This is a genomic window from Aliikangiella marina, assembly GCF_007004765.1.
Taxonomy (GTDB): domain Bacteria; phylum Pseudomonadota; class Gammaproteobacteria; order Enterobacterales; family Kangiellaceae; genus Aliikangiella; species Aliikangiella marina.
Genome location: NZ_VIKR01000004.1, coordinates 362,196 through 389,115 on the forward strand (window position 1 = coordinate 362,196; position 26,920 = coordinate 389,115).

Here is a 26,920-nt window from a genome sequence, read left to right on the forward strand (position 1 = left end):
TGTTTTTATTGTAGTAACTTATAGTGCCCAGTCAATTTTTCAGCTAGTTTAAGCGCTAGCTCACTGGACTTGACGTCCAGTGTAATACTTCTTGATTCGCCTTCATAGTCTAATTCGATGGTTAAATCGGCTTGCGGGATGAAACCAAGCCCTTTTTCGGGCCACTCAACTAAGCAGACGGCTTGCTCGTCTAAATAATCACGAATACCAATGTACTCGAGCTCTTCAGGGTCGCCGAGGCGATAAAGGTCAAAGTGATAAAATAGACAATCTTCCAGTTGATAAGGTTCAACTAACGTGTAGGTGGGACTTTTGGTGCTACCTTGGTGTCCGGCAGCTCGCAAGATTCCACGAACTAAGGTCGTTTTACCAGCGCCTAGTGGTCCATTTAAAAAAATTAAGCATTTTTTGGGCAGCAAAGCCGCGATTTCGCGCCCCAGTTTTTCTGTTGCCCGCTCGTCTGATATCAAGAACTTCAAAGCATTCGATCCAAGCCAAAATTTCGCGCTATGTTAACACTTTTCGCTGATGGGCGGATTGACTAATTGCGGCAAATAGGCAAATAAATCACTCGCAATTAGTCCGCGATAATTAGCATTTTCTCCCGCGGCGCGATCGGCAGCTTCCCCGTGAATAACCACTGCCAATGTAGCAGCCTCAAATAGTGAAATGCCTTGGGCAAGCAAACCACCGACAATACCGGATAAAACATCTCCCATTCCACCGGTTCCCATTCCGGGGTTACCCACAGGGCAAACGATGGTTTTACCCGATTGATCGGCAATGACAGTGCCCGCACCTTTCAAAACGCAAACGCCACCGTACTTTTTGGCAATTTCTCGTGCCGCCGCGTAACGGTCCGCATTGATAGCGTTGACTTTTTTGTTGAGAAGCCGTGAAGCCTCTCCAGGATGTGGCGTTAGCACCCACTTTTCATTGGTTAGATGATTTTGCGCAAGCCAGTTAAGTCCGTCTGCATCTATGACCTTCATCATCGAATCAAAACCGTCATGTTTAGTGACGGCTGACATCCAACTTTGCCCCCAATTTTTTTTGCCAAGGCCGGGCCCAATAACTAAAACATGGTGCACCGATAGCTCATTCACTTGCGACATCACCTCATGCTCAGGGATATTTTTTGCCATAACTTCGGGAAAGGTTGACACCAACGCTAAGGCCCCACCTTCTAGCCAAGTAGAGGTTAACCCTGCGCCACACCGAGCCGCTGCTTTAGATACCAAAATAGCCGCTCCCGTGTAGCCGTTTGCTCCGCCAATAATGACACAATGACCATTGGCACCTTTGTGAGCGGAGGGTAAACGGGGCGCTAATCGATGATTCAAAGTGAACCAGTTTTCTGCTTGAACTTCACTTTCATAAGCAGTAAAACATTGCGTCGAAATATCCAAACCGTCAACTAATACTTTACCGCGGAAATCGGCGGCATCCCCTGTGTAGAGGCCTTGTTTCAGTCCAATATAAGTCATCGTAATTTGCGCTTTTATCGCACAATTAACCACTTCACCCGTATTCGCATTGAGTCCAGAAGGAATATCAATAGAGAGCACCGGAATCTCATGACGGTTGATCGACTCGATTGGTTCAATGAAAGGAGCTCTCACTGCTCCGCTTATTCCAGTACCGAGCATTGCATCGACTAAGACTTGGTAGTCGTTGAGATCAATTTCCGACCAATCAGCCCTTGCAATGTCAAATTTTTGTAATTGTTCGTAGGCGATTTTGGCGTCACCTTGAAGTTTTTCTGGCTCGCAAAAACAACACAAAGTGACTTCAAAACCTGCCGATTTAGCTAGCGCCGCAACAATATATCCATCGCCGCCATTATTGCCTTTACCGCTTAAGACGAGAATTTTTCGTGCATCAGGCCAATATTGTAACAAGCAATCAAATGCCGCTTGGCCGGCTTTTTCCATCAGTGGGAAGGTTCCTTGATCGCTCGTTTCAGCATAAGTTAATTCAATGCCTCGAACCTGTTGCGCAGTGAAAAGTGGACCAGTTGGCGGTTGTGGTAATTTCATCAGATCCCCCAAATGCTCGACGTTTGGATAAACGAAAAGCGGTATCAAACTCGGCGGTGACAAGCCACCTTAGATTGCAAAACTGAACAGGCGCCGATTGCCTATTACCAGCAAATACCTGTATTGATGATGTTAGTCTACCTGACTCAAGCTATTGACCAATTAACTTAAGTCAATAAAGTGCTCGCGATAATAGCTCAACTCTTCAATTGATTCTTTAATGTCATCGAGCGCCAAATGTTTATTTTGTTTTTTAAAACCGGCCATAATTTGCGGTTTCCAGCGCACTGCCAGTTCTTTAATCGAACTTACATCTAAATTTCGGTAATGAAAATAATCATGAAGCGACGGCATATAGCGAACGAGAAAGCGTCTATCTTGACCGATGCTGTTGCCGCACATAGGTGACTTACCTTTGGGGACCCACTGCGCTAAAAATTCAATCGTCGCTTTCTCTGCATCGGACTCAGAAACCGTCGAATCAATCACTCGTTGGGTTAAACCTGACTCTCCATGGTGTTTTGTACACCAAGCGTCCATCGCATCTAACAGCGATTGAGGTTGAGACACCGCCATCATCGGCCCCTCCGCCAGGATATTTAAGTCTTTATCGGTGACAATGGTGGCGATTTCGATAATTCTTTCTTTGTTCGGATCAAGCCCAGTCATCTCTAAGTCAATCCAAATCAAGTTACTTTCTTCAACCACACATTTTCTCCTTAGTTCGTCAAAGTTAATTTTCCAAAGAAGGTTTTACTAGACCAAGCTGAGATAAATCTTTCAACTAACAATCTAAGCGCACTGTCACTAAGCGCAAAGACAAGTTTATTCGATAGTCTTATGTATAAGATAGTATATAATGCCCTCAATATTAAATGAATCAATCATCGATAGCTAACGAGATCCTTTTTGGCCAAACGAGACAAGCTGACCCAACGACAAAAAAGACAGGTCGCTAAAACCCAAAGAAAACGCCTCAATAAACAATCCCAAGCCGAAGAGCTCGGCGATTTATCTGCGCCAATGGAAGGATTACTCGTCAGCCGATACGGCGAGCAGGCTGATGTTCTCGCTCTGAAAGATCACCAAAAGTTTCGTTGCTACCTCAGACAAAACTTAGGGGCTCCCGTTCCAGGAGACAAAGTTCGGTTTCGTCTGGATCCGAACCAGCAAGGTGTTGTCGAAACTATTCATGAGCGCCACAGTGTGCTTCAACGACCATCTCCACATCAGGGTTTGAAGCCAGTGGTTGCCAATATCGACAAAGTATTTGTTGTTATCGCTCCGCTTCCTGACTTTTCCGCCTTACTTCTGGACCGTTATCTAGTGGCAATAAGAGATGCGGAAATCCCTGTTCATATCATCGCTAACAAATGGGATTTAAGCGAAGAATTCAACAATCAACAGATCGAGGCTCAGCTCCAAACCTACCAACAGCTAGGCTATCCAGTGACGTTTGTTAGCACAAAAAATGGCAAGGGTATTGACGAATTAGCAACAATCGCTAAAGACATCAGTAGCGTATTAGTCGGTCAGTCTGGGGTTGGAAAATCGTCGATCATTAATCGGCTATTTCCTAGTCAACATAGCAAAGTCGATTTAGTGTCGAGTAACTCTCGCTTGGGGCAACATACGACTACAGCGTCTCAATTATTTTTATTCGACTCTGATGAATTGCAGCATGAAGGGTTCATTATCGACTCACCGGGAATTCGCGAATTCGGCCTTTGGCATATGGATAGTCATACCGTGGCAAATGGCTTTGTGGAATTTGATCCGCACATCGGCGGATGTAAATTCAGGGATTGTAAGCATGTCAATGAGCCAGGATGCGCCATCATCAATGCCGTAAAAACAGGCGAAATCAGCGAAAGCCGTTGGTTAAGTTACTGTAAAATAATCGCCAACGAAGAGACAAACAATTAATCGTCTATTTCAAATTGGCTGACAAAGGCTTTCACCTCTTGAATTTTCATCGGCTTTGCAAAATAAAATCCCTGGATAAGGTCATAATTCATTTGCTCAATAACTTCCAACTGCTCTTTAGTTTCTAAACCTTCAGCAACAATATTTATCCCCAACGAGTGTGCTAATTGGCCGATAGATTCAACAATCGCCCGGTTTTGTCCCGACTCGCCAAGCGCGTTTATAAAAGAACGATCCAGTTTAATCGCATCAAATGGAAACTTATGTAAATAACTCAGTGACGAGTAACCGGTACCAAAATCATCCAAATAAACTTGGACTCCCATGGACTTTAACTCTCTCACGAAACTCATTGCCGCTTTATAGTCTTCTATTAAAATACTCTCGGTAATTTCAATGTTGAGTGACGAAGAGTCTAATCCCATTTGTAGTAAATTTTGTCTGATGTGATCGTCAAGCGTCCTAGCCAGTACTTGGAGTGATGAAACATTGACATTCACATAAAGGTGTTTAAGTATCGATTCTTGCTTAAATTCTGCCAAGGCTTCGCATGCCATCCTAATTACTTCTTCACCAATCTCTACAATTAATCCTGTTTCTTCCGCCACCGGAATAAACTCAGCTGGACTGACTAAACCATTTTCCGGATGCTCCCACCGCACAAGCGCTTCTAATCCATCAATTTGATTGGTTCGAATATTGACAATAGGTTGGTAAACTAAAAACAATTGCTTTTCGGAAACCGCTTGTCGTAAATCACGTTCCATTTTCATGCGGCTGGTTACTAACTTTTTGATGTTTGCATCAAAATAACAGAACCTGTTTTTGCCTTGATGCTTCGCTTGATACATTGCTGCATCAGCGTCACTCATTATTGTTTCAGCAGAAGTTTCATGACTTTCTGCCAATCTGACACCTATACTCGCACTGGTAATCAGCGAATGATTGGCAACCTCCACGGGTTTTTTTAGCTCTGCGAGAATCCGAGTGCTTAATTTAAATGCGGCGTTTTTATCGTCCATTACTGGCATCAGTACACAAAACTCATCTCCCCCAAGTCGGGCCACCATATCATCGCTACGTAAACAACTTTTTAAGCGTTTAGCAACTTCAATTAAAAACAAATCACCAACATGATGTCCAAGACTGTCATTAATGATTTTAAACCGATCTAAATCCAAAAATAACAATGCTAATGGGTTCTTTCTTTCGCTTGGTTCTAGCTGTAACAATTCGTTCAATGTGTTAGAAAGGTGTAACCTGTTGGGTAGGCCTGTTAATGCATCGTGAAGTGATTCAAATTCAAGACGTTTTTCAACAATCTTTCTTTTCTCAATGGTTTTTTCTAACTCAAAAGTTCGTTCTTTGACTCGCCGCTCTAAGCTTTCATGGGCTTGAATCAACGAATCTGAATCTTTTTTGCGGAGAATTGCATTAGCGACTTGCTGTCCAATGGTTAGCAAAACAACCTGATCATCTCGCGTATAAACAACGTCGTCCACGTAGCTTTGCACTGCGAGAATACCAAAGACCCGATGCTTGTCTTTGAGCGGAACACCCAACCAACTGACGCAGCGCTCAGAACCAACCACACCATAATAGTCATCATTTCTGTGATACAAAAAAGTATTACCCGTCGCTAAAACTTTCTCGGTAAAGCCACCACTGTTAGGGTTCCCCGAAAAATCTCTGGGGCCTGGCTGCTCATCATGCTGATCAACAAAATAAGCAAAATCGATCTTGTTTCCATCTTCATTGAGGATCGCAATGTATTCGTTTTCCGCATACATTAATCGCTTAATCACTTGGTGGACGCTGTGATAAAACTCTCGTAAGCTCTCCGTTGTACTGACTAATTCAGAAATTTGAAACAGTGCCGCCTGAATCTCCTGACTTTTCTTCCGCTCTTTAACTTCTTTTGATAAGGCACTGTTAATTCTCTTTAAATCTTGAGTCCGCTCAATGACTCGTTGTTCAAGGACTAAATTAGCATCGAGCAGCGCCCGCTCGGATTGTTTACTTTTGAGTACTAAAGCTATCTGGCGAGCGACAAACTGAAGGATCGCTTCTTCATGTTTGCCATAAGAAATATCCTCACGGTAACTCTGAATCACCATACCGCCCATCACTTCGTCTTTGTATTTCAGCGGAACGCCTAACCAATCATAACTGTCAGTACCCACATGATCGATCACGTTTTTCTCACCCAACCGCTTCACATCTGCTTTGGAAAGATGCTGGATCTTACCGGTTCGCAACATGTAACCGGTAAGTGTTCGGCGTAATTCTTCAACAGAAAGGGTATTAATTTCCTTGCTAATACTGGTATCGTACTCATCAACAATATAAACAAAATTGACTAGACTTTGGTCTTGTTCATATAGCGCAACGAAAAAGTTCTTCGCATACATCAGTTGCTTGATGATGCTGTGAAGTTCTTTCGAATACTCTTCTATGGATGTTGTTGTAACCGCGCATTCAGTGATCTGAAAAAGCGCTTTTTCTAATGGCGTCTTTTTAAAGTCTGTATCAGTAATTTGATCGACTGGCGTCATTTAAACTTCCTAATTAATACCTAATACTTGTTTTTCAATATCTTCAGCGGCGCTATTTTTTAGCACGATAATGGCAATTCTTCGATTAATCGGGTTATAGGGACTTTCTGCATCAAATAAAATCGATGAAGCAAACCCCTCAACTCGAGCAACTTTCGCTTCGCTAATCCCACCGACCATCAGTTCTCTTCTCGCTGAATTAGCCCGATCAGCCGATAACTCCCAATTGCCGTAGTCTTCTCTCTCGATATATGGCGTGGCGTCGGTATGGCCAGTGATGCTCACTTTGTTCGGAACTGCTTTTAACACTTCGCCAAGCCCTCTTAAAATCAGTTTAGAATAGATTTTTGGCTCGGCACTACCACTATCAAACATTGGCCTTTTATCTTTATCAACAATTTGAATGCGCAACCCCGAAGGCGTGATATCAAAAATTACCTGCTCCTTAAATTGGCGAAACGCATCATTGTTCTCAACCATTTCTTCAAGCTGTTGCTGGAGCTGTTTTAATTGAGCAATTTCTTGGTCCTCCGCTTTTTTGCGGATTTCTTCTTCCGTCATCGAACGAGGCTGAGAATCGGCATTTTCCTCATTAACTTCTAACTCCGGTCGAACAACAGGCATTTCAATCACCCCGGTATTTGCCCCGCCTTCACCGATTACGGTAGGCGCCGCACCAGCCTTTTCAGCAAAACCGGATGGGTCATTAAAATAACCAGAGATCGCATCCTTTTCCTCTTCTGTGGTGTTTCCCATCAACCACAACAATAAGAAAAAGGCCATCATTGCCGTGGCAAAGTCAGCAAAAGCGACTTTCCAGCTTCCGCCATGATGACCCGCGGAAGATTTTTTGACGCGCTTAATGATGATCGGTCTGGAATTATCCAGTTCCTCAGCCATACAAATTTTACCTTATTCTCAACGAATTCCTTTGACGCAGACTTCTAATTCATAGAAATCGGGGCGAACATCGCTTGCCAAAGTCTTGCGGCCAAATTCAACGGCTACTTGCGGCGGCATGCCGTTTACCGTGGCCAATATACAAGTTTTCATACACTCGTAAAACTTACTCTCTTCTTGTGCTTGGTATTCCATTGCATTAGAAACTGGTGCCACAAATCCATAGGCGAGCAAAATCCCCAAAAAAGTCCCAACCAGCGCTGCCGCAACATGTAAACCGATGATCTCCGGTGGTCCTCCCAATGACTGCATGGTAATCACAATGCCGAGAACCGCGGCGACAATACCAAAACCAGGTAAAGCGTCAGCAACTTTATGGAGTGCGTGAGCAGGTGCGAGCGTTTCGTGATGGTGAGTTTCTAGCTCGATATCCATCAAGTTCTCTAGTTCGTAAGAGGTCATATCACCAATCACCATAAGCCGCAAATAATCACAAATAAAATGCAGCGCATGCTCATCTTTCATAATGATTGGAAAACGCGTGAATAAATCACTGTTTTGCGGCTCCTCTACATGCCGTTCTATTGCAATAAGCCCTTCGCGACGAATCACATTAAAAAGCTGATAAAACAGCGAAAGCAGCTCAAGATAAAACTGCTTATTGAAACGACTCGAGACAAAGAGTTTAGGCAAATGCTTGAAAGTCGACCAGGTCACTTTAGCAGGATTGGCGATAATAAAAGCCCCAAAGGCTGCTCCGCCGATTATGATGAGCTCAAAGGGTTGCCACAAAGCGATCAGTTCGCCATGCGCCAAGACATATCCCCCCAAAACGGCAACTATCACGATAACAGCGCCAATTAATACAGTCATCTATCCTGCTCTCAACAACAATTAACCTTTCTAAATATAGTTAAATATTTGAATTTGCGCTGGAAATCGGCCGATTTGTTGCCAATTGTAAAGGAAATTGGGGCATTGCTAGGCAAAAGCCCTATTTGCCGGTAAAATCCGCTCTTTGTTTTAAAGCAACCAGTTAGATAAATGTCATTTATTGATCAGTTAAAAGTCACCAGCCAGTACCTCTTCCCACAGCATGCGGTTTCGATTGCAGCCGGTAAACTCGCAGAGTCGCGAGTCACTTGGTTTAAAAACTGGTTTATTCAAAAGTTTGCTGAGGCTTATCAAATTGATATGTCGATTGCGGTTCAACCCGAATTAACCGAATACGACTGTTTTAACGACTTTTTTACACGAGCAATAAGACTGGAAACGCGCCCAATTGATCAGGACGAAAACAGTTTTTGTTCACCTGTGGATGGAGCCATGAGCCAATTTGGTAAAATCGAAAATGGGCGAATCATCCAGGCCAAAAAGCACCATTACAGCGCACTAGAAATTCTTGGTGGCGACCAAGAGAAAGCAGATGTCTTTAATAACGGCGAGTTTTGCACGATTTACCTTGCACCTAAAGATTATCATCGTATTCACATGCCCTGTGAGGGAAAACTCACTAGTATGAGCCATATTCCGGGCAAGCTCTTTTCAGTAAACCCTCTCACCGCGAATAATGTCCCCAATCTATTTGCAAGAAATGAAAGGGTCGTCGCTTATTTTGATACTGCATTTGGTAAAATGGCGCTGGTTTCAGTAGGCGCGACGATTGTTGGCAGCGTCGAAACCGTATGGGCAGGAACCGTCACACCGCCGACCCGCAAAGAAGTTAGGCATTGGCATTATCAAGGCGAAGAGCAAATAACCCTCGCTAAAGGTGAAGAAATGGGGCGCTTTAAACTTGGCTCGACCGTCGTGCTCTTAATGGAAAACCAAAACTGGGAATGGGCTGAGTCGATAAAACTTGGCGGCGACGTTATTCTCGGTCAGAAACTGGTGACAAAAGGCTAACCTAATCTACCCGTCGTCATCCAAACTTCTGCGGTAATAGCGCCGCAGCAATTAAGGTAAGTTTTCGAGGGGCAACACTCGGCTGATGTCATTGACCCCCCACTTAAGCATCAGTAATCGATCAAACCCAAGCGCGACGCCAGCACAAGCTGGAAGTCCTCGCTCCATGGCACGAATTAATTGTCTATCGATTTCAACCTGCGGATATCCCAATTGTCGGCGGGTATCATTTTCTTCTTGGAAGCGCTTTAATTGAGTGTCTGGTTCGGTGAGTTCATCAAAACCATTAGCGAGTTCAAGACCTCCCGCGTAAGCCTCAAAACGCTTACCAATGAGCCCATACTCAGTCTCAACAATTTTTGCCAATGCCGCTTGGCTCGCAGGAAAATCGTAAACAAAAGTGACTTTGTTTGCTTCAAATTGACTTTCAACCTTAGTTGAGAAAAGCAAGGTTAAATAATTATCAAACAACATATTGCCGGGTAATTCACCTAACAATTTCGTCGCAAATTCGGCAAGCTCGCGCTCATCAATGGTAAAAGGATCGATTGCAAGATATCGAATAAAGGCATCGCGATAGCTGATATCGATTCGCTCAATCGAGCCAACGCACAATTGAATGATTCGATGGACTTCATCCATTAATTGCTGATCATCCCACCCGATACGATACCATTCCAACATTGTAAATTCTGTCCGATGGTGCTCGCCGCTCTCATCAGCGCGAAATGCTTTGTCAAATTGATAAATATCCCCAGCGCCATGGCACAATAGTTTTTTCATTGAGTACTCAGGAGAAGTCTGCAAAAACCCGTGGCTTTTTCCTTGAAGGTTGTTTGCCTCAAGTTGCGACATGTACGGATCGGTCACTGAGTACTTGGCGAGTAATGGCGTGTCCACTTCGATTACTTGATGCTGTAAAAAGTAATCTCTAATTAACGCTTTAGTTTTTGCTCTCAGATTTAAAATTTGAGAAACCTGGTTGGTATTTTCGCCCTGCACTGTTATTTAAACTCTTGTTAAACCACTAGAAAGGTTACATCTCTAAAAACCAATTGAATCAACGCTTGGTAACCCCTAGATTAAAAATCTAACCGTAAAAAAGCCGCATATGAATGCGGCTTTTTATCTGAACGCTCCCACAGACCTCTATGCGCGAGAAACATACTCGCAACTGCGGGTATCAACTTTGATTTTTTCACCGATCTGAACAAACAATGGCACGCGAACTACCGCACCAGACTCTAAGGTTGCCGGCTTACCACCGCTGCCCGATGTATCTCCTTTGAGTCCAGGATCAGTCTCAACGACTTCTTGGACGACAAAGTTGGGTGGCGTTATTGAAATCGGTGTTCCGTTAAATAAAGTCACCATGCATGACTCTTGCTCTTTCAACCATTTTGCGTTTTCGCCAACGGCTTTTTCATCCGCTGCAACCTGCTCAAATGATGCAGGGTCCATAAAATGCCAAAACTCACCGTCGGTATAAAGATACTCCATATCGGTTTCCATAACGTCTGCAACATCATAGCTTTCGCCTGACTTGAAGGTCTTTTCTACCATCCTGCCAGTCAATAAATAATGGACTTTTGTTTTTGCAAATGCTTGTCCTTTACCTGGACGAACAAAGTTATTTTCGACAATAGCTACAGGCTCACCGTCGAGCATAAATTTTAAGCCCGGACGAAAGTCGTTAGTCGTATATGTTGCCATGAATACTCTCTCTTTCTATTCTTTTATTTTGACACTTTCAAATTTATCGACTCGTTGGTTCGTTTGCGCGACGATACCTTGTGTTCATACTATTCACGCTAGTTACAGTTCATATTACTTACTATTCATAATACTTACTGTTCACAATACTTGCTGTTAACAGTAGCAACTTTTAGACTGTCGCTGTTTTTCACCAATTGAGCCATTTTGCTGATTATACATCTGGTGTAACTGATGTAGAATACGCCGATGAATACGATGAGCCCAATAATACCCGTTTCTCAAGTAGATTGTCAGGTCCCTGCATGGAAAAAGCTGTTAAAAACCGCAATTAAAGACCCACTTACGTTACTCGAAACGGTCGCAGTCGATCCAAAGTCATTGGATTTTAGTCTGTCTGAAAATAATCCGTTTAGTACCCGCGTACCACAGCCTTTCATTGACAAGATGAAACCAGGAGATGCCAAGGATCCCTTACTTTTGCAGGTCCTCACCAGTCACCTAGAGGAGCTAGAAGTCCCCGATTACTCATTTGACCCTCTCGATGAGACCCAAAATCAACTACCCGGTTTACTCCACAAGTATCATGGTAGAGTTCTTTTAATTCTTGCCGCAGCCTGTGCAGTAAACTGCCGATATTGTTTTCGGCGCCATTTTCCTTATCAAGACAAAATGGCAACCGGCGACCAGCTCAATAAGGCGATTGAGTATGTACGAAACTCAGAATCAATCACTGAAGTGATTCTAAGTGGCGGCGATCCGCTCATGGTTAGTGATGACCAGTTACGCAACTTAATTTCACAACTCGATAACATTCCGCACCTTAAACGGTTACGAATCCACACGCGACTTCCCGTTGTTATTCCCCAACGAGTCACTAACCAACTCTGTCAAACCTTGGCGAGCTCAAATCTCGATTGCTCGATTGTTTTGCACATCAATCACGGTAATGAAATTGACCCATTGCTCAGCAGAGCAGTCAATGACTTGAAACATTCCGGTGTGACTCTGCTCAATCAAAGTGTTCTCCTTAAACACATCAACGATAACCTTGACGCACTTTGCGAGCTGAGCGAAAGGCTATTCCAAACCGGAATCCTTCCTTATTACCTTCATTGTCTCGACAAAGTTGCAGGCGCTGCACACTTTGACTTACCCATGAACACTGCGAAAACACTCATTAGTGGCATGCGAAATCGTTTACCGGGTTATCTCGTACCAAGGCTGGCGATGGAAGAGCCAGGTAGGCCGGCAAAAACGATTGTCGCTTGACCTTCTGTGGCGCCATTGAAGCACTACAAAACCGAGCTAGGGTGCTAAAAAGACGCATCTGTCAGCTTAGACTGCCAGTTAGTCGTCTAGAAAGCCCTGTTTACAGGCATTTGCGGTATTATTGTACTAAGCTTTTAAACAGGCATTTTCTGTAGAATATGAACAATGGGTGGCTATTTTGAAGTAGGAGTCTGCCTGAATGATGTAGTTCAAACTCTCCGTTACAGCACTAGACTGCGACTTTCCGAGTGTTTTTTCGACATAAGTGAGAATTTAAATGATTTTCACAATTATTTAAGGTAAATTTCTTAATATGGCTCGTTGTTCGAACAAAATTAGCCATAAATTTCAAGCTGTTAGGAATTTAAATGAAATTAGGGAAGTCTGGTTTAACAATTCGAGAAATACAGGTTTACTACAAACCTGAGTTCGAGTTGACGCCAAGGAAAGTGGCAAATTGGGTTAAAAATCTCCCGATGGCGAATGTTGGCGATAGTTCTCAACGCGTATACCGGTTACTAGTCGACATTAATCAAGCGATTCTTGACCCGGACAAACGCCTATCAATTCTTAACACAATAGGACCGGTTGCAAGCAAATTAATCACATCACTCGAAAAACAGTTTATCAACAATCGGATCGCGCTGACTGAAAAGCAAAAAAAAGTCGCGGCATTGTTACAGGCGATTCAGACTGAATTGTCAATTGGCTACCACTCAGTCATTGAGTCTTACTACGGCGAAGTCGATCTCAAACGGTCTCAGCGAAAGCAAATGGCAACCGCGCTGGTGCTAGCAATCAAGTTTCATGGTCATGTGATTCTGAGATGTTATCAATTGTACGCATCGATTCCCAAACGAGTTTGGAGAGAACTATATTGCCTGTATCAAATTGCCAGAAACCTGGAGCTTAACGAACAAAAAGTATCGATTAGTGCATTTGATATCGATTTATCAGTCAATGATATTTTTACTCAAATACTATTGATGAGCGTTGCCAGCCCATATCAATTGCGGCAACGTGAAATCGATATGCTCTGGCAGATTATTCCTGAGCTGGTCGCTTCAGTCACGCTAAAAAGTCACGCTTACAACAAACACCACTATGTCATCGCCCTCAATGGCTCTCAGCCTCCAGTTCACAAGTCGCTTTATAAATCCACTGAGAACGACATTACCCTTAAACTAACGGCGTTTGATGCTGTCGACAAACTCAACCTAATGTTGGCTGATATTCATGAGGTGAATCAAGCCAGCAGCCGAAAAATTATGTTGATCAAACACTTGATACAATGCTGGAATCAGGGGGCTCACAGAGCGTTTGCCAGAACCGGATGTCAAGGCAGCGCGAATATTAGTTTTGGACTGGGCGCGACCCATTACCATTTAAAAATGGTGACCGAAGAAGATAATAAACCCCAAAATAATACGAGAACAACATTGGATGCGATGGAAGGCAGCCTTAAAAATGCCACCCTCACCGAAGTTGCTGTGGCAAAAGATACAGCTAAAAAGCAAACTTTTGATTATTTAAGTTCGTCAGGTGCGCCCAGCAAAGATGTTTGGGAAAAGCTGTACCAAACAGAAAAAGAGAAAGAATACGAAGCTGCGCGCGAAAAAATGTATCAGAGTTCTCATCGAAGCCGAGATACCATTTTGCGCGACAGCTACAAATCACAAGAAGTCAAACTCTTAAACATGAGCCCCAATGGTTATTGCATTGAAATCAAATCCGAAGAGTTGCCGAGTCATGCACAAACGGGCGAGGTTTTGGGCTTTCTTGAAGAGACTCACGAAGCTGATGAACATTGGAACATTGGCGTGGTTCGCTGGGTCAAACGACAACCAAAAGGCAGTCATGTGCAGATGGGAGTGCAACTGCTCGCGCCGGGAGCAAAACCTGTCGACATCCAACTACGAAATTCTCGTGGTTCAGCCAATGAATTTCAACGCGCATTACTGCTACCAGCTTTGACTGGCGTCGGTCAGCCAGCGACTATGCTGACAAATTCATTATCGTTTACCCTCAATAGTAAGGTCCGCATTCACGATAAAGACGAAAAGTACGATGCGAGGTTATCGAAAGAGGTCGCAGCAACGAGCAGTTATCGCCAATTTCATTTCGAGCGGATAGGCGGTAGTGAGCGAGCAGCGCAACAAAAAAACAGTCCTCAATCTCCCCTTGGACCGGATGATTTAGATGGAGTTTGGGACCTGGTCTAGCACAGACAGGATCACAATCACTCATCCTTTTCGAACGGCTATGGCACACCTGCTGTTTATTTTTTAGACAAACCGGCATACTTAGACTATTGTCTCAATAAATATTAACCAGTGTTTAATAAATATTTGATCCGTGTCTCTTTTGTGTTTGCATGATCTCAGCTACAATTTAACCTTGAAAATTAAAGAGATACTGACATCGAATGACCGCAAAAATAAAAACAATCCATTTACTTTTGCTCGAGCCCTCTTCAAATCAGGCTGAGGTCATTATTAATTCGCTACGAAATCGCGGCTTTGCCGTTCGTGCGACCCAGGTTCTCACCACTGAAGAGTTGTCGACGGCGCTGGAGAAAGGCGTTTCTGACTTACTTATCGCAGATCTCGAACATCAAGAGCTCTCTGCAAAACAAGCGATAGAACAGATCGACTCATTTGGCAGAGACATTCCCTGTATTGTGATGATGAATGAGCATTCAGATGACATTTTGATTGAATGTATGCGCTATGGCGCTGTTGATGGGGTAACCAAAGCTAACCTCGACTTGCTTTGCCTAAAAGTAGAAAGAGAGCTCGCCAGTTTAGAAACTCGCCGCGGAAAGACTCAATCAGACTTACAATTAAAAGCAACTGAAAAACGTTGCACCTTGCTACTTGATAATTCACAAGATGCAATCGCCTATGTTCACGATGGCATGCATGTCTATGCCAATAATGCTTACCTAGAATTATTCGAGTACAGTGACCACGACGAACTCCTTTGTGTTCCAGCTTTGGACATGATTGCTAAAGAAAGCCAAGACGAGTTTCGTCAATATTTAAAATCGATATCGGCGACAAGTGACCAACAAAACTTCAGCTTCACCGGCACAAAATCAGACCTCAGTCATTTTGAAGCGATTATGACGCTTTCTACAGCGAACTATGATGACGAAGTTTGTACTCAATTATTAATCCGTCCGGCCGCAGACAATGCCGAACTAGAAGAGAAGTTAAAAGAGCTAAGCGCGCAAGATACGCTTACCGATTTATATAATAAAAATTACTTTACCGATCAATTACAACACGCTATTGAATCGGCTAACGACCAAGCAGAAACTTATAGCGTGCTCTACATTACCTACGACCAACATGAGCAAATATTAGGCGAATATGGTATTGCGGGTGCTGATCAAATTACTGTTGATTGTTCAAAATGGTTGTCAGAGCAAGTAAAAGAAGAATTCTTGCTTGCGCGAATTGGTGATCACTCTTTCAGTATGTTATTACCAAACTCAGCCGGGATTAAATCAAGAGACATGGCGCAAGAACTTTGTGAAAAAGTCAGCAGCCACTTGTTCGATATTGAGGGTCACACAATAAAAATTACTTTCAGTATCGGTATTTGTCCAGTCGGTGATAGCAGTAGCGACCCCGCACAAATACTATCTGATGCAATAAGTGCCTCAGCGAGAGTCGACAACGGTAACGGCTTTAAAGTATTTAACAAAGCAGTCCGAGCGGCTGGCAGTGAACAAGATGTGCAAATGCTCGATAAAGTCCAAGAGGCTATTGAGTCTGGCAGAATTCAGTTGATGTACCAGCCGATCGTCAAACTCCATGGCGAAGAAAAGCTACTTTATCAAGTGCTATTAAGACTCAGTGATGAGAAAGGCAATATGCTCGAATCATCCAAGGTTTTTCCGGTCGCTAAAGCAGCAGGATTGGGAGAAAAACTTGACCGCTGGATAATCAAACAGTCTCTGAAATCTATACTGACTCAAAAAGTTGATAAAAAAACGCAACTATTTGTCAATCTTAGCTCCGTTTCATTGATCGACAAAAATATCGTGAATTTTATCGAAAAAACTATCACTGCTAGTGGACTCCCCAAAGAAAGTATCGTCTTTCAAATTGAAGAAGGTGACGCAGTCAATCATCTTAAGAGAGTCATTGCGTTATGTGCAGAACTTCGCTCGAAAGGCTTTGCTTTGTGCTTATCTAATTTCGGCGCACAACCCGACCAAAAAACCTTAGTCGACCAACTCGATGTTAATTTTGTGAAAGTCGCCGATGAAAAAGTGAAGTCGTTGCATACCGACAGTGAATCAGCAGAATTTGTCCAAGAATTATTAAACGAAATCCATAATCGAGACAAACACAGCATTATTCCGAAAGTAGAAGAAGCAGCAATGTTAGCAGCCCTGTGGCCACTGAATGTGAAGTATATTCAAGGTTACTATTTGCAACGCCCAAGTCTTAAAATGGATTATGACTTCGCGTCTGGTGGATTCTGATATCGGTAACAGTCAACTAATCCGATAACACGATTAGTCAACCCATCACCAATCGAAGACCGCCGCCAACCAACCTAAGTGGGTATTATTTATGCGTCCATTTGCGGTGGCTTGGACTTTAGGTTTTGCTCTGTAAGCAAGATTAAAGCCCGCCTTTTCCATCATTTTTAAATCATTGGCACCATCACCAATAGCCATCGATTGGCCGAGCGTAATCTCTAAAGCCTGGCAAAGCTCCTCTAAAAAAACCGCCTTTGCTTGAGCATCAACGATATCTCCCGACACTCGACCGGTTAACTGGTCATTATTAACTTCTAGTTGATTGGCGTGAACTCGATATAATCCCATATCGTGTTTTAACTTCTCTACAAATGGCTTAAAACCACCACTGACAATGGCAATTTTTGAATGGTTAGTGTGGGCTTTTTCAACTAGCTCTGGTACCCCTTTTGAAACCGGCAAGCGACTGGCAATTTGCTCAATAGCTTCGACGCCGAGGCCGCTCAAGCAAGCAACTCTCGAAATCAGACTCTCAGCAAAATCTAACTCACCTCGCATAGCTGCCTCAGTTACCGCTGCCACTTTTTCGCCGACCTTATGCTGCCGAGCCAGCTCATCGATAACTTCAATTTCAATAAAAGTTGAATCCATATCAAACAACAGCAGTGAGGGGGGCATTTGAAGATTATTTTCGGGCCAAATTAAATAGTCAAAATCGCTACGAATCAGTTCTTGCTGAATCATTGGTTCCAGATGCTCGCGCGCCAAATAGAGATCCCACACAAGCGTTGGTTCGTCGCCACGCAACATAAAACAGAAATGCGGTACACCGCGAGTTAGTTCGCCTAGCTCGTCAACTTGCTCATCAAAAGACTTATTAACAAACAAAGATATCTTAACTATCTCCGCTGTTTGCAAAGCCGCTCGCGCCGTCGACACAGAAGAAACTCCTCCATCCGATGCTAAATATAACTGTTTTCTCTCGACCTTTACGGAAGACCAATTCATACCTTTACTCCAGGCGCGAATTTTCAATGATTTTAAAAGCTGTTATTGTACCCATGAAGCTAGCTAAATTAGAAATAAAAAACTGTGATTTAGACAACACACAAAAGCTGACAAGATTTTTCGTTCATTGCTACAATTCGACTATGACAAAAGAAAAACAAAAAAAGTTTAAAGAACCCCGTTTCCTCAGAGGCATGTTCTCTGCAATTGTCGCGATTACCCTCGCGATACTGATATTGGCATGGTCAATAATCAACTATCAGATTGAACAACTCGTAGCCACTCGCACGTCCGAATATGCTCATAGTATCGCCCAAATAGCCGCCAACTCCTCCGCAGACGCGTTACTATCTGGCGATAAGCTTCAACTCAAAATGTTAGTCGAAAATGTCGCCAAAGATCCCTATATTCGAAGCGCGACCGTTTTTGCTGAGGATGGTCAGGTCGCAGCCCAGTACCCGGAACCCGACATCGTTGATTCTGTGGTAACTTCGTTGCCAACTGACACAGCCAATTTGCCCGAGACAGCGACGACCAATCAAGCCTCCTTAGAAGACGCAGATGATGCTCAACCGCCAAATAACGACAACTCAGCTGATATTTCTCAAGACAAAGCGTCCAATCAACCATCGTTAGATGAAAGAACACAAGCCTATATTCAATCGGAAAACGATATCCCATTTATCGAAAAAATCGTTTATCAAAATGTCACTGCCGGTTGGTTTAAAATTTCCTTGAACCGCCAGCTATTGGAACAAAGTTTTCGTGAGTCATTAAAGCGTTCACAGAATCTAATATTAGCGATCGCAGGCTTGTTATTTGTTGTACTCGTTTTTGTTGTGCTCCGATATCAAAAACGAGTCGCTAAAATTGTTACAGCCTGCCATCGACTGATTCAGATAAACGCGCCACAAATTCCTTATGATAAAAAGCAATGGCTTGAATCCTTACAAGAGTTAGCTGAAACTCGTTTTCAATCGCTAGCCGAGCACCCTCATTTACCCAATGAAGAACCGCTTTGGGTTAAAAGCGAACGCATTACAAATACTTTGTTTTGTTACTGTGAATTTGCCATGCGAGAACAAGAGGACGAAAAAACTGCCGAGGTGATATCACTAGCCGAGCAGTATCTTCAGTCGGCTATTCAAGCCTATGGTGTTCAATCCCAAGGCGACATTTTATCCGGTTGTCTAATTCCTTTCGTCGACGCTCATGACGAGCAGGAGGCCATTTTAGAAGCTGTCTCGCTGCTCCACGTGATAAATGAATCAATAGCCAGTTTAGAACTAGAAATCACCATGAAGGGTTTTATGGGTAAAGGAACCCTGCTTACCTTGGAAAATGCGCGAGGTGTTGTCACCGGAATATCGCTGTCTAACCGGCTAAAAGACAAACTATCAAAAGCCAGTCGTCTTTTAGATTATGGCCAAGTCATGTCTGTTGCGATCGAAGAAAAACTTCTGGCTTCCGCTGGCGAATTTACCGAAGTTGAGCTGCCAGAAAACTTAATCAGTACGCCTATATTTAAACTAGCGAAACTGAATGAAGCCATAAAACAACAGACCAATCGTCAAATCCAATACATTATTCACACTAATGACGATTGATTACTGGTATTTTCCAGATATGTTGCTATGTTTTAAGTAGTTGAATTGAACTTTTCAAGCCACCACACCGAGGAACTTTCCACGGGGAATAATAACAATATCAATGACCACGACAGTATTAATTTGTGATGACTCAAGAATGGCCAGAAACCAACTGGCTAGATGCTTGCCGCCCGAATGGGACGTCGATATTCACTTTGCCGAAGATGGGCAGCATTGCCTTGAAGTCGCCGCTGAAGTCGATCCCGCGCTTATCTTTCTCGATTTAAATATGCCTGAGATGGATGGCTATGAAACACTCGAAGAATTTAGAGCGCAAGATTTTGAATATGATGTGATAGTTGTATCTGGAGATATCCAACCCGACGCCCAAGCACGCGTTATTGGGTTGGGGGCGCTTAACTTTATCAAAAAGCCGGTCAGCAAAGAAAAAATGCTGGAAACACTCGATCTCCACGGATTCTATCATGCGCCAGATAGTGCACCAGAGACGCCACAAGTTGAGCGAGTCGTCGAGCAAACCGATCTTAACGACCAAGCAACATTTATCGACGCCTGCCAAGAAATCACCAACGTTGCTATGGGTAGAGCTGGCGACTCTCTCGCACGATTCCTTGATGTATTCGTCGAACTACCCGTGCCTAAAGTCAACCTCATTGAAATCGGCGAGTTGATTATGGCACTTCAATTTAGCGAACAGGAGTCAACCGTTTCGTCGGTCTGCCAAGGCTTTATTGGCCCTGGAATTTCAGGTGAAGCTCTACTTATCTTCAACGATTCGAGTTTTAGTAATATTGCTCGTTTAATGAAATATAAAGGTAAGATTGACGACTCGGTAGAGCTCGAGCTACTGATGGATACAGCAAACATTTTAGTGGGCGCCTGTTTGCAAGGAATCTCAGACCAGCTGGATTTAAGTCTCAGTCAAGGTCACCCTGTTGTACTTGGCCAGCATGTTCAAATTGCCGATTTACTTGCGAATGACAAGCCTTGGAACAAAACACTCAGTATAGAAATCAACTACAGTATCGAGAATGAAAGCGTCGACTGTGATCTACTCTTACTGTTTACCGAAGATTGCATTGACACTCTTAAACAACGAATCAGTTATATTGTTTAGCCTATGGATAATGTAGAACAACTAAAAGAATTCCACTGGATGGCTGACATGTTGCAAAACATCGACGCTGGTCTTGTTGTATTGAATCGCAAATTTGAGGTTCAAGTATGGAATTCATTTATGGAAAACCACAGCGGCATTCTTGCGCCTAACGCCAAAGATAAAACACTGTTTAATTTATTTCCCGATATTCCAGAAGATTGGTTCAAACACAAAGTAGAGTCGGTTTTCGAGCTTCGCGCTCGCGCATTTACTATTTGGGAACAACGCCCTTATATTTTTAAGTTCAATAATTATCGACCAATCACAGGAACTGCCGATTACATGTATCAGAATATCTCGGTTTTTCCGCTCACCTCCACTACCGGTGAGGTAACCAATATATGTATTATCGTATACGATGTAACCGACATCGCGACTAATAGTTTAGCGTTGGCTGATGCTAATCAACAACTAGAGCATTTGAGTCGCACCGATAGATTGACAGGCCTCAACAATCGTGGCTACTGGCAGGAGCGTCAAGAACGAGAGTTTTCCCGGTTTCAACGTCACCAAGCGCCCTGCTCACTAATCATTTTTGACATCGACCACTTTAAAGCAGTCAATGACACTTATGGCCATGCAGCCGGCGATGAAGTGATCAAGTTAGTAGCCCGAACGTTACTCGCAACCGCTCGCGATATTGATATCTGCGGCCGCTATGGCGGCGAGGAATATGTTGTCATTCTTGAAAACACTGATGCCAATGGTGCACTGATCTTTGCAGAGCGTCTCCGAAAACTCATCGAGAAATTGACCGTAACTCACGAGGGTAAAGAAATTAAATTTACGATCAGTTTGGGAATTTGCGAACTCAGTTTGAAAATAGCTTCAGCGAAACAATGGCTTGAACTTGCCGATCAAGGTTTGTATCAGTCTAAAGAAGGTGGGCGAAATCAGACTAACATTATGGATGCACCGAAGGACTAAAACTCACTACCTAATTGATACTTAACCGCATCTTCCAAATCTTCAAAATCGTATTCAGAAAGACCGGAAAAGTCGAGGACCTTGGCACCGACTTTTTCCCACTCAAAATCACGATCGGATTGTGCTAATTTCTCTGGTAGATTAACCATATGCTCTGCCATCTTGAGGACACACAACATTGTCTTTAAAGTCGGGTTTTCAATGGATTGATCGTCCAGCACTCTGTCCACTGAATGATGATTTTTGACGGCCTTACAGATAACCTCCGGAAGATTCCAAACGCGAGCGATCCGATATCCTGCTGCAGCATGATGCACACCAAAATTAGAAAATTCTTCGCTCGATATTCTACCGTCCTCACGACTGTAGGAAAACTCCATCACTTGTTGATAATTATCGTATCGAGCGGCTAATACAGGAATCCCACAATTATGGAAAAGTCCGAGTGTATAAGCCTCATCAGGCATTGCTAAATTTAATTGGCGACAAATCGTCGAGGCAACGCTAGCAACAGATACCGAAGATTTCCAAAACATTTTCATGTCTAACTTCGATTCCAAACCGTTGAGCGATTCTTTCAAAAGTAGCGTTTTTAGGATACTGGTGATCCGGCCAATGCCGAGCATAACGACTGCATGCGGAATTGAACCGACTTTTTCGGTCCTGCCCAAAGCAGGAGAATTGACAACTTTTATAATTGCTGCACTAACCGCTGGGTCGACAGAAATGAGTTCAGCAATACGGTCAAGGTCACCACCGCAGTCATTAATTTGATCAATGATGCCAGGTTGCGGCGGAATATATATTTCACTTGACGATCTGTTTAGCTTGTTGTTGCTCAAGATTCTTCCTTTGAGATTCAAACGGGTCGTTTAAAGCGACTTTCTTGTTTACTCGCTCTGTAAATATAGACCAAAATCTCACAATCAGGAGGTTGAATTACTTATTATTGCTCATCGGTCTCAACAACCAGACTATCAACTTTTTGGAAACCTCGCGGTAACTTACTCCCTCTTCTGCCACGCTCTCCCCGATAATGCTCTAGATCGCTGGGCTTTAAACGCAGATAGCGTTTACCAGAGTAAACTAATAAAGATTCATCAGGTGACACGACAGCGATTGAAACCACATACTCCTCGCGCAGTTGAAGTTTGGCAGCAGGAATACCAATGATTTTATTGCCTTTACCCTTTGCCAACTGTGGTAAATCTGAGATCGGGAACACCAGCATTCGACCTTCGTTACTCACCGCGACACACAGTTGTTTGGCATAATCCTCGACAGCACACGCTTTTAATACTTTGGCTCCGCTCGGCAATGATAACAGCGCCTTACCATTCTTGGTACGAGTCACGGTATCGGCAAACTTGGCGACAAATCCGTAGCCAGCATCGCTCGCAAACAAAAACTCTTGCTCATCAGTGCCCATCAAAGCGTCGACAAATGTTGCTCCAGCAATCGGATTGAGACGACCAGTCAAAGGTTCTCCCTGACCTCTTGCTGAGGGTAAAGTGTGCGCAGGGATTGCGTAACTTCGTCCCGTGGAATCGAGAAAAACCGCTGATTGATTGCTCTTACCCTTGGCCGACGCACAATAACCATCGCCTGATTTGTAATTTAATGAAGCCGCGTCGATATCATGGCCTTTGGCACATCGAACCCACCCCATGGTTGAAAGAACCAAAGTGATTGCCTCACTCGGCATCAGGTCAGTTTCGCTAAGCGCTTTTGCTTCTTCGCGCACGACTATCGGCGAGCGTCGTTCATCACCAAATTCCTCAGCGGCTTCCTTGATTTCTTTTTTAACTAAAGTTTTTAGGCGCGCTTTTGAGCTTAAAGTTAACTCAAGATTTTTCTTTTCTTGGGCAAGCTTTTCTTGCTCTTCTTTAATTTTCATTTCTTCCAAGCGAGCTAATTGGCGCAGCTTGGTATCGAGAATGTAATCCGCTTGAACTTCAGATAATGAAAATCGTTCCATTAAAACCGGTTTAGGTTTGTCCTCAGTTCGAATGATTCGAATAACTTCATCAATATTCAGAAAAGCAATTAACAAACCTTCTAAAAGGTGGAGTCGTTCGTTTACTTTGTCAAGGCGATACTGCAAACGTTTGCGAGTAGTTTCGGTTCTAAAAGCTAACCACTCTTTTAAGAAGGTGACGAGTCCCTTAACCTGAGGCCGACCATCGATACCAATCACATTCATATTGATACGATAGTTTTTCTCTAAATCGGTTGTGGCGAACAAATGTTTCATTAAACCATCAATGTCGACTCTATTTGAGCGAGGTACAACCACAAGGCGAGTCGGGTTTTCGTGATCAGACTCATCTCTTAAGTCAGCAACCATCGGCAATTTTTTCGCCTGCATTTGCGATGCAATTTGTTCAAGAACCTTCGAACCAGACACTTGGTGAGGCAGCGCTTCGATAACGACTTCACCGTTTTCAATCAGATAAGCCGCGCGCATCTTTACACTGCCTCTTCCCGTCTCGTAAACTTTATAGAGGTCTTGCTTGGGCGTAATGATTTCAGCACTGGTTGGAAAATCAGGGCCAGGGACAATGGAATGAATTTCCTCAAGGCTCGCTTTCGGGTTTTCCAACAAATGTATACAGGCTTCAGCAATCTCACGAATATTATGTGGCGGGATATCGGTTGCCATCCCCACCGCAATACCCGTGGTGCCATTGAGGAGCAAATTCGGCAATCGCGCAGGCAACACCTTCGGTTCTTTTAAGGTTCCATCAAAATTAGGTAACCAGTCGACGGTTCCTTGGCCAAGTTCCGAAAGTAGCACCGCAGCATATTTAGACAAGCGAGATTCGGTATATCGCATGGCCGCGAAAGACTTGGGATCGTCTGGTGCGCCCCAGTTACCTTGACCATCAACTAACGGATAACGATAAGAAAAAGGCTGTGCCATTAATACCATGGCTTCATAACAGGCGCTGTCACCATGGGGATGAAATTTACCTAACACATCACCGACTGTACGGGCCGATTTTTTGTATTTCGCCGTAGATTTCAGTCCCAACTCGCTCATCGCATACACGATTCTCCGTTGAACCGGTTTTAGTCCATCACCAATGTGCGGCAAAGCCCGATCCATGATGACGTACATTGAATAGTTTAAGTAGGCTTTTTCGGTAAACTCAGAAAGCGTTTGCTGTTCTACACCGTCAAAATTTAATTCCATAACAATTCTTATTTCTTTAGTTTTTTACTCTTAATTTTAAGCGCTTGGTATTTTTCTTATTGAAATTAATCTATTTCAACCAGATTACCTTTTTCTTCCAACCAACCTTTGCGATCTCCAGAACGCTTTTTGGCAAGCAACATATCCATAATCTCATTGGTTTTTTCATGCGAATCTATGGTGAGTTGGACTAGGCGACGGGTATCTGTTGCCATAGTCGTTTCTCTCAGTTGTTTTGGGTTCATTTCCCCTAGCCCTTTAAATCGCTGAACATTGACATTGCCGCGTTTTTTTTCTGCTTTGATGCGGTCTAAAACACCGGTTTTTTCGTCTTCGTCAAGCGCATAAAAAACTTCTTTACCCACATCAATCCGATACAGCGGTGGCATCGCGACATAAACATGTCCGGCTTCAACAAGTGCGGTGAAGTGTTTTACAAACAAAGCGCACAGTAACGTCGCAATGTGTAAACCATCAGAGTCGGCATCGGCCAATATACAAATTTTGCCATACCGTAAATTCGACAAATCTTCCGATCCCGGATCAAGCCCAAGGGCAACCGAAATATCATGCACTTCTTGCGAACTCAGAATTTCTCCGGAGTCAACTTCCCAAGTATTGAGAATCTTACCGCGCAACGGCATGATTGCTTGAAACTCTTTGTCGCGTGCTTGCTTGGCACTGCCGCCTGCAGAATCACCCTCGACTAAAAACAACTCACTCGCCAAGGGATCCTGTCCAACACAATCGGCTAACTTGCCGGGCAAAGCAGGTCCGCTTGTGACCTTTTTACGAGTGACTTTTTTACGCGAGCGCATACGCTTATGCGCGTTCGCAATCGCAAGTTCAGAAAGCTTGTCGCCATAGTTTGGGTTTTGATTGAGCCAAAGCGAAAAAGCATCTTTGACAACGCCAGAAACAAAAGCGGCAGATTGTCGAGATGACAATCGCTCTTTGGTTTGACCCGAAAATTGCGGATCTTGCATTTTGATTGATAATACAAATGACAGCCCGGACCATAAATCGTCAGCCGTTAGTTTAACCCCTCTGGGAAGGCTGTTACGAAACTCACAAAATTCCTTCATTGCGTCGAGCAAACCTGTGCGCAATCCATTCACGTGAGTTCCACCGAGAGGCGTTGGGATTAAATTCACGTAACTTTCATTAAGCACCTCGCCCCCTTCTGGCAACCAAAAAAGCGCCCAATCAACGGCTTCGGTATCGCCCGCAAACGAGCCACAAAAAGGTTCTTCGGGAAGTTTTTCAATGTCCAGCGCAGTAACTTTTAGATAATCTCTAAGACCATCCTCATAATACCAATCGACTTTTTCGCCACTATTATTATCAATTAAAGTGACGCTGAGTCCTGGGCAAAGAACCGCTTTCGCTCTAAGTAAGTGTTTTAGCTTAGCGACAGAATATTTGGCAGTATCAAAATACTGTGGGTCAGGCCAAAATATAACACTGGTTCCGGTATTTCGTTTACCGACTTCACCCACCTCCTTGAGCGGGGTAGCAAGGTCACCGTTAGCAAAACTGATTTGATACTTCTTACCGCCTCGCTTTACATGAACTTCAACTCGACTTGAGAGAGCATTGACGACTGAAATACCGACACCATGTAAACCACCAGAAAATTGGTAATTCTTATTTGAGAACTTGCCGCCGGCATGCAACTTGGTGAGGATTAATTCAACACCGCTAATCCCTTCTTCTGGGTGGATATCGACAGGCATTCCACGACCGTCGTCTTGAACTTCAAGCGCACCATCTTTATGAAGGATAACCGTCAGTTTTTTACAATGACCGGCAAGTGCTTCATCGACACTGTTGTCGATTACTTCTTGGGCAAGATGATTAGGGCGCGCTGTATCAGTATACATTCCCGGGCGTTTTTTCACCGGGTCCAGTCCACTGAGGACTTCTATCGAATCGGAATTGTAGGAGCTAGACATTAAATTCCTTAGTACTTTTTATATTAATTGAAATGCTTAATGACGCCATATCATCGCGTCAAATTCAGCCAAACGCAAGCTTATTCCGGTAAAAATTAGCCTGATTTTGAGGTTGATAAGTTGGCTTGCAGGGGGATTGGGAATCCTTGCTCAAAAAGCGAGCAGAATCTTATTTTTTTCGTTGATAAAAAAGAAGTGAGTACTTACTAAATCAATAACTTTTTGGCTGTAAAACGATAACGGCAATCTTATTATGC

At 43.5% G+C, this 26,920-nt stretch carries 20 protein-coding genes; 8 read left to right on the forward strand and 12 right to left on the reverse strand.

The genetic code is table 11. The annotated features are described in order from the left end of the window. Positions 1-5: 5 nt before the first annotated feature. The 3 genes from tsaE to orn all read right to left on the reverse strand — a co-directional run bounded on the left by tsaE (position 6) and on the right by orn (position 2,747). Positions 6-479, reverse strand: a complete 474-nt coding sequence (gene tsaE, locus FLL45_RS16340; RefSeq protein WP_142943168.1) for a tRNA (adenosine(37)-N6)-threonylcarbamoyltransferase complex ATPase subunit type 1 TsaE — start codon at positions 477-479, stop codon at positions 6-8. A gap of 33 nt (positions 480-512) precedes the next feature. Further along, positions 513-2,039, reverse strand: coding sequence for an NAD(P)H-hydrate dehydratase (locus FLL45_RS16345; RefSeq protein ID WP_142943169.1), 1,527 nt, complete (start codon positions 2,037-2,039; stop codon positions 513-515). Between the two features lie 162 nt (positions 2,040-2,201). After that, positions 2,202-2,747: an oligoribonuclease gene (gene orn / locus FLL45_RS16350; RefSeq protein WP_142943170.1), complete on the reverse strand. Its 546-nt coding sequence runs from the start codon at positions 2,745-2,747 to the stop codon at positions 2,202-2,204. Between the two features lie 201 nt (positions 2,748-2,948). Here orn and rsgA point away from each other — a divergent pair, with 201 nt between their 5' ends. Further along, entirely contained in the window at positions 2,949-3,965 is a 1,017-nt protein-coding gene (gene rsgA, locus FLL45_RS16355; RefSeq protein ID WP_142943171.1) for a small ribosomal subunit biogenesis GTPase RsgA, read from the forward strand. Here the strand turns inward: rsgA and FLL45_RS16360 are convergent. The 3 genes from FLL45_RS16360 to motA are packed head-to-tail and all read right to left on the reverse strand — an operon-like array spanning position 3,962 to position 8,293. Beyond that, complete coding sequence (locus FLL45_RS16360; protein WP_142943172.1) at positions 3,962-6,520, reverse strand: EAL domain-containing protein; 2,559 nt, start codon at positions 6,518-6,520, stop codon at positions 3,962-3,964. The two genes, rsgA and FLL45_RS16360, sit on opposite strands and share 4 nt — an antisense overlap. A 9-nt stretch (positions 6,521-6,529) precedes the next feature. Beyond that, the gene (gene motB, locus FLL45_RS16365) at positions 6,530-7,420 is read right to left on the reverse strand and encodes a flagellar motor protein MotB (RefSeq protein WP_142943173.1); all 891 of its coding nucleotides are present in this window, start codon (positions 7,418-7,420) and stop codon (positions 6,530-6,532) included. Positions 7,421-7,438: 18 nt separating this feature from the next. Beyond that, the gene (motA, locus tag FLL45_RS16370; RefSeq protein ID WP_142943174.1) at positions 7,439-8,293 is read right to left on the reverse strand and encodes a flagellar motor stator protein MotA; all 855 of its coding nucleotides are present in this window, start codon (positions 8,291-8,293) and stop codon (positions 7,439-7,441) included. A gap of 171 nt (positions 8,294-8,464) precedes the next feature. Between motA and asd the strand changes: the two genes are divergently transcribed. Then, positions 8,465-9,325, forward strand: coding sequence for an archaetidylserine decarboxylase (asd, locus tag FLL45_RS16375; protein WP_142943175.1), 861 nt, complete (start codon positions 8,465-8,467; stop codon positions 9,323-9,325). 51 nt (positions 9,326-9,376) lie between these two features. Here the strand turns inward: asd and epmA are convergent, their stop codons facing one another. Both epmA and efp read right to left on the reverse strand, forming a co-directional pair. Further along, positions 9,377-10,327 (reverse strand): EF-P lysine aminoacylase EpmA, encoded by a 951-nt coding sequence (epmA, locus tag FLL45_RS16380; protein WP_185964509.1) that lies wholly within the window; start codon positions 10,325-10,327, stop codon positions 9,377-9,379. A 147-nt stretch (positions 10,328-10,474) separates the two neighbouring features. Beyond that, positions 10,475-11,038: an elongation factor P gene (gene efp / locus FLL45_RS16385; RefSeq protein WP_142943177.1), complete on the reverse strand. Its 564-nt coding sequence runs from the start codon at positions 11,036-11,038 to the stop codon at positions 10,475-10,477. Positions 11,039-11,287: 249 nt separating this feature from the next. Between efp and epmB the strand changes: the two genes are divergently transcribed. The 3 genes from epmB (at position 11,288) to FLL45_RS16400 (ending at position 16,808) form a co-directional block, all read left to right on the forward strand. Then, positions 11,288-12,310 (forward strand): EF-P beta-lysylation protein EpmB, encoded by a 1,023-nt coding sequence (gene epmB, locus FLL45_RS16390; protein WP_210247214.1) that lies wholly within the window; start codon positions 11,288-11,290, stop codon positions 12,308-12,310. Positions 12,311-12,678: 368 nt separating this feature from the next. Then, complete coding sequence (locus tag FLL45_RS16395) at positions 12,679-14,532, forward strand: hypothetical protein (protein WP_142943178.1); 1,854 nt, start codon at positions 12,679-12,681, stop codon at positions 14,530-14,532. Between the two features lie 203 nt (positions 14,533-14,735). Further along, positions 14,736-16,808, forward strand: a complete 2,073-nt coding sequence (locus FLL45_RS16400) for an EAL domain-containing response regulator (protein WP_142943179.1) — start codon at positions 14,736-14,738, stop codon at positions 16,806-16,808. Positions 16,809-16,853: 45 nt separating this feature from the next. On the opposite strand, the gene serB is transcribed toward FLL45_RS16400, so the two are convergent. Continuing rightward, complete coding sequence (gene serB / locus FLL45_RS16405) at positions 16,854-17,816, reverse strand: phosphoserine phosphatase SerB (RefSeq protein ID WP_142943180.1); 963 nt, start codon at positions 17,814-17,816, stop codon at positions 16,854-16,856. Positions 17,817-17,842: 26 nt separating this feature from the next. Between serB and FLL45_RS16410 the strand changes: the two genes are divergently transcribed. The 3 genes from FLL45_RS16410 to FLL45_RS16420 all read left to right on the forward strand — a co-directional run bounded on the left by FLL45_RS16410 (position 17,843) and on the right by FLL45_RS16420 (position 21,512). Beyond that, positions 17,843-19,423: a hypothetical protein gene (locus tag FLL45_RS16410; RefSeq protein ID WP_142943181.1), complete on the forward strand. Its 1,581-nt coding sequence runs from the start codon at positions 17,843-17,845 to the stop codon at positions 19,421-19,423. Positions 19,424-19,526: 103 nt separating this feature from the next. Beyond that, positions 19,527-20,543: a response regulator gene (locus tag FLL45_RS16415; RefSeq protein WP_142943182.1), complete on the forward strand. Its 1,017-nt coding sequence runs from the start codon at positions 19,527-19,529 to the stop codon at positions 20,541-20,543. A gap of 3 nt (positions 20,544-20,546) precedes the next feature. After that, positions 20,547-21,512 carry a GGDEF domain-containing protein gene (locus tag FLL45_RS16420; protein WP_246075849.1) on the forward strand — a complete coding sequence of 322 codons (966 nt, stop codon included), beginning with the start codon at positions 20,547-20,549 and terminating at the stop codon, positions 21,510-21,512. Here FLL45_RS16420 and FLL45_RS16425 read toward each other — a convergent pair. The 3 genes from FLL45_RS16425 to parE all read right to left on the reverse strand — a co-directional run bounded on the left by FLL45_RS16425 (position 21,509) and on the right by parE (position 26,663). Then, positions 21,509-22,354 carry an HDOD domain-containing protein gene (locus FLL45_RS16425; protein ID WP_185964510.1) on the reverse strand — a complete coding sequence of 282 codons (846 nt, stop codon included), beginning with the start codon at positions 22,352-22,354 and terminating at the stop codon, positions 21,509-21,511. The genes FLL45_RS16420 and FLL45_RS16425 overlap by 4 nt on opposite strands. A gap of 104 nt (positions 22,355-22,458) precedes the next feature. Next, positions 22,459-24,708, reverse strand: a complete 2,250-nt coding sequence (gene parC / locus FLL45_RS16430) for a DNA topoisomerase IV subunit A (protein ID WP_210247215.1) — start codon at positions 24,706-24,708, stop codon at positions 22,459-22,461. A 65-nt stretch (positions 24,709-24,773) separates the two neighbouring features. Then, a complete protein-coding gene (gene parE / locus FLL45_RS16435; RefSeq protein ID WP_142943185.1) occupies positions 24,774-26,663 on the reverse strand; it encodes a DNA topoisomerase IV subunit B in 1,890 nt (629 codons plus the stop codon). Between the last annotated feature and the right edge of the window lie 257 nt (positions 26,664-26,920).

Bases quoted from the DNA above. Each gene is read 5' to 3' on its own strand.
- serB (WP_142943180.1), bottom strand. From the start codon at position 17,816: ATGAATTGGTCTTCCGTAAAGGTCGAGAGAAAACAGTTATATTTAGCA.
- FLL45_RS16345 (WP_142943169.1), bottom strand. From the start codon at position 2,039: ATGAAATTACCACAACCGCCAACTGGTCCACTTTTCACTGCGCAACAG.
- motB (WP_142943173.1), bottom strand. From the start codon at position 7,420: ATGGCTGAGGAACTGGATAATTCCAGACCGATCATCATTAAGCGCGTC.
- parC (WP_210247215.1), bottom strand. From the start codon at position 24,708: ATGGAATTAAATTTTGACGGTGTAGAACAGCAAACGCTTTCTGAGTTT.
- FLL45_RS16415 (WP_142943182.1), top strand. From the start codon at position 19,527: ATGACCACGACAGTATTAATTTGTGATGACTCAAGAATGGCCAGAAAC.
- parE (WP_142943185.1), bottom strand. From the start codon at position 26,663: ATGTCTAGCTCCTACAATTCCGATTCGATAGAAGTCCTCAGTGGACTG.
- FLL45_RS16360 (WP_142943172.1), bottom strand. From the start codon at position 6,520: ATGACGCCAGTCGATCAAATTACTGATACAGACTTTAAAAAGACGCCA.
- FLL45_RS16395 (WP_142943178.1), top strand. From the start codon at position 12,679: ATGAAATTAGGGAAGTCTGGTTTAACAATTCGAGAAATACAGGTTTAC.
- motA (WP_142943174.1), bottom strand. From the start codon at position 8,293: ATGACTGTATTAATTGGCGCTGTTATCGTGATAGTTGCCGTTTTGGGG.
- FLL45_RS16410 (WP_142943181.1), top strand. From the start codon at position 17,843: ATGATTTTAAAAGCTGTTATTGTACCCATGAAGCTAGCTAAATTAGAA.
- FLL45_RS16420 (WP_246075849.1), top strand. From the start codon at position 20,547: ATGGATAATGTAGAACAACTAAAAGAATTCCACTGGATGGCTGACATG.
- FLL45_RS16400 (WP_142943179.1), top strand. From the start codon at position 14,736: ATGACCGCAAAAATAAAAACAATCCATTTACTTTTGCTCGAGCCCTCT.
- epmB (WP_210247214.1), top strand. From the start codon at position 11,288: ATGAATACGATGAGCCCAATAATACCCGTTTCTCAAGTAGATTGTCAG.
- efp (WP_142943177.1), bottom strand. From the start codon at position 11,038: ATGGCAACATATACGACTAACGACTTTCGTCCGGGCTTAAAATTTATG.
- asd (WP_142943175.1), top strand. From the start codon at position 8,465: ATGTCATTTATTGATCAGTTAAAAGTCACCAGCCAGTACCTCTTCCCA.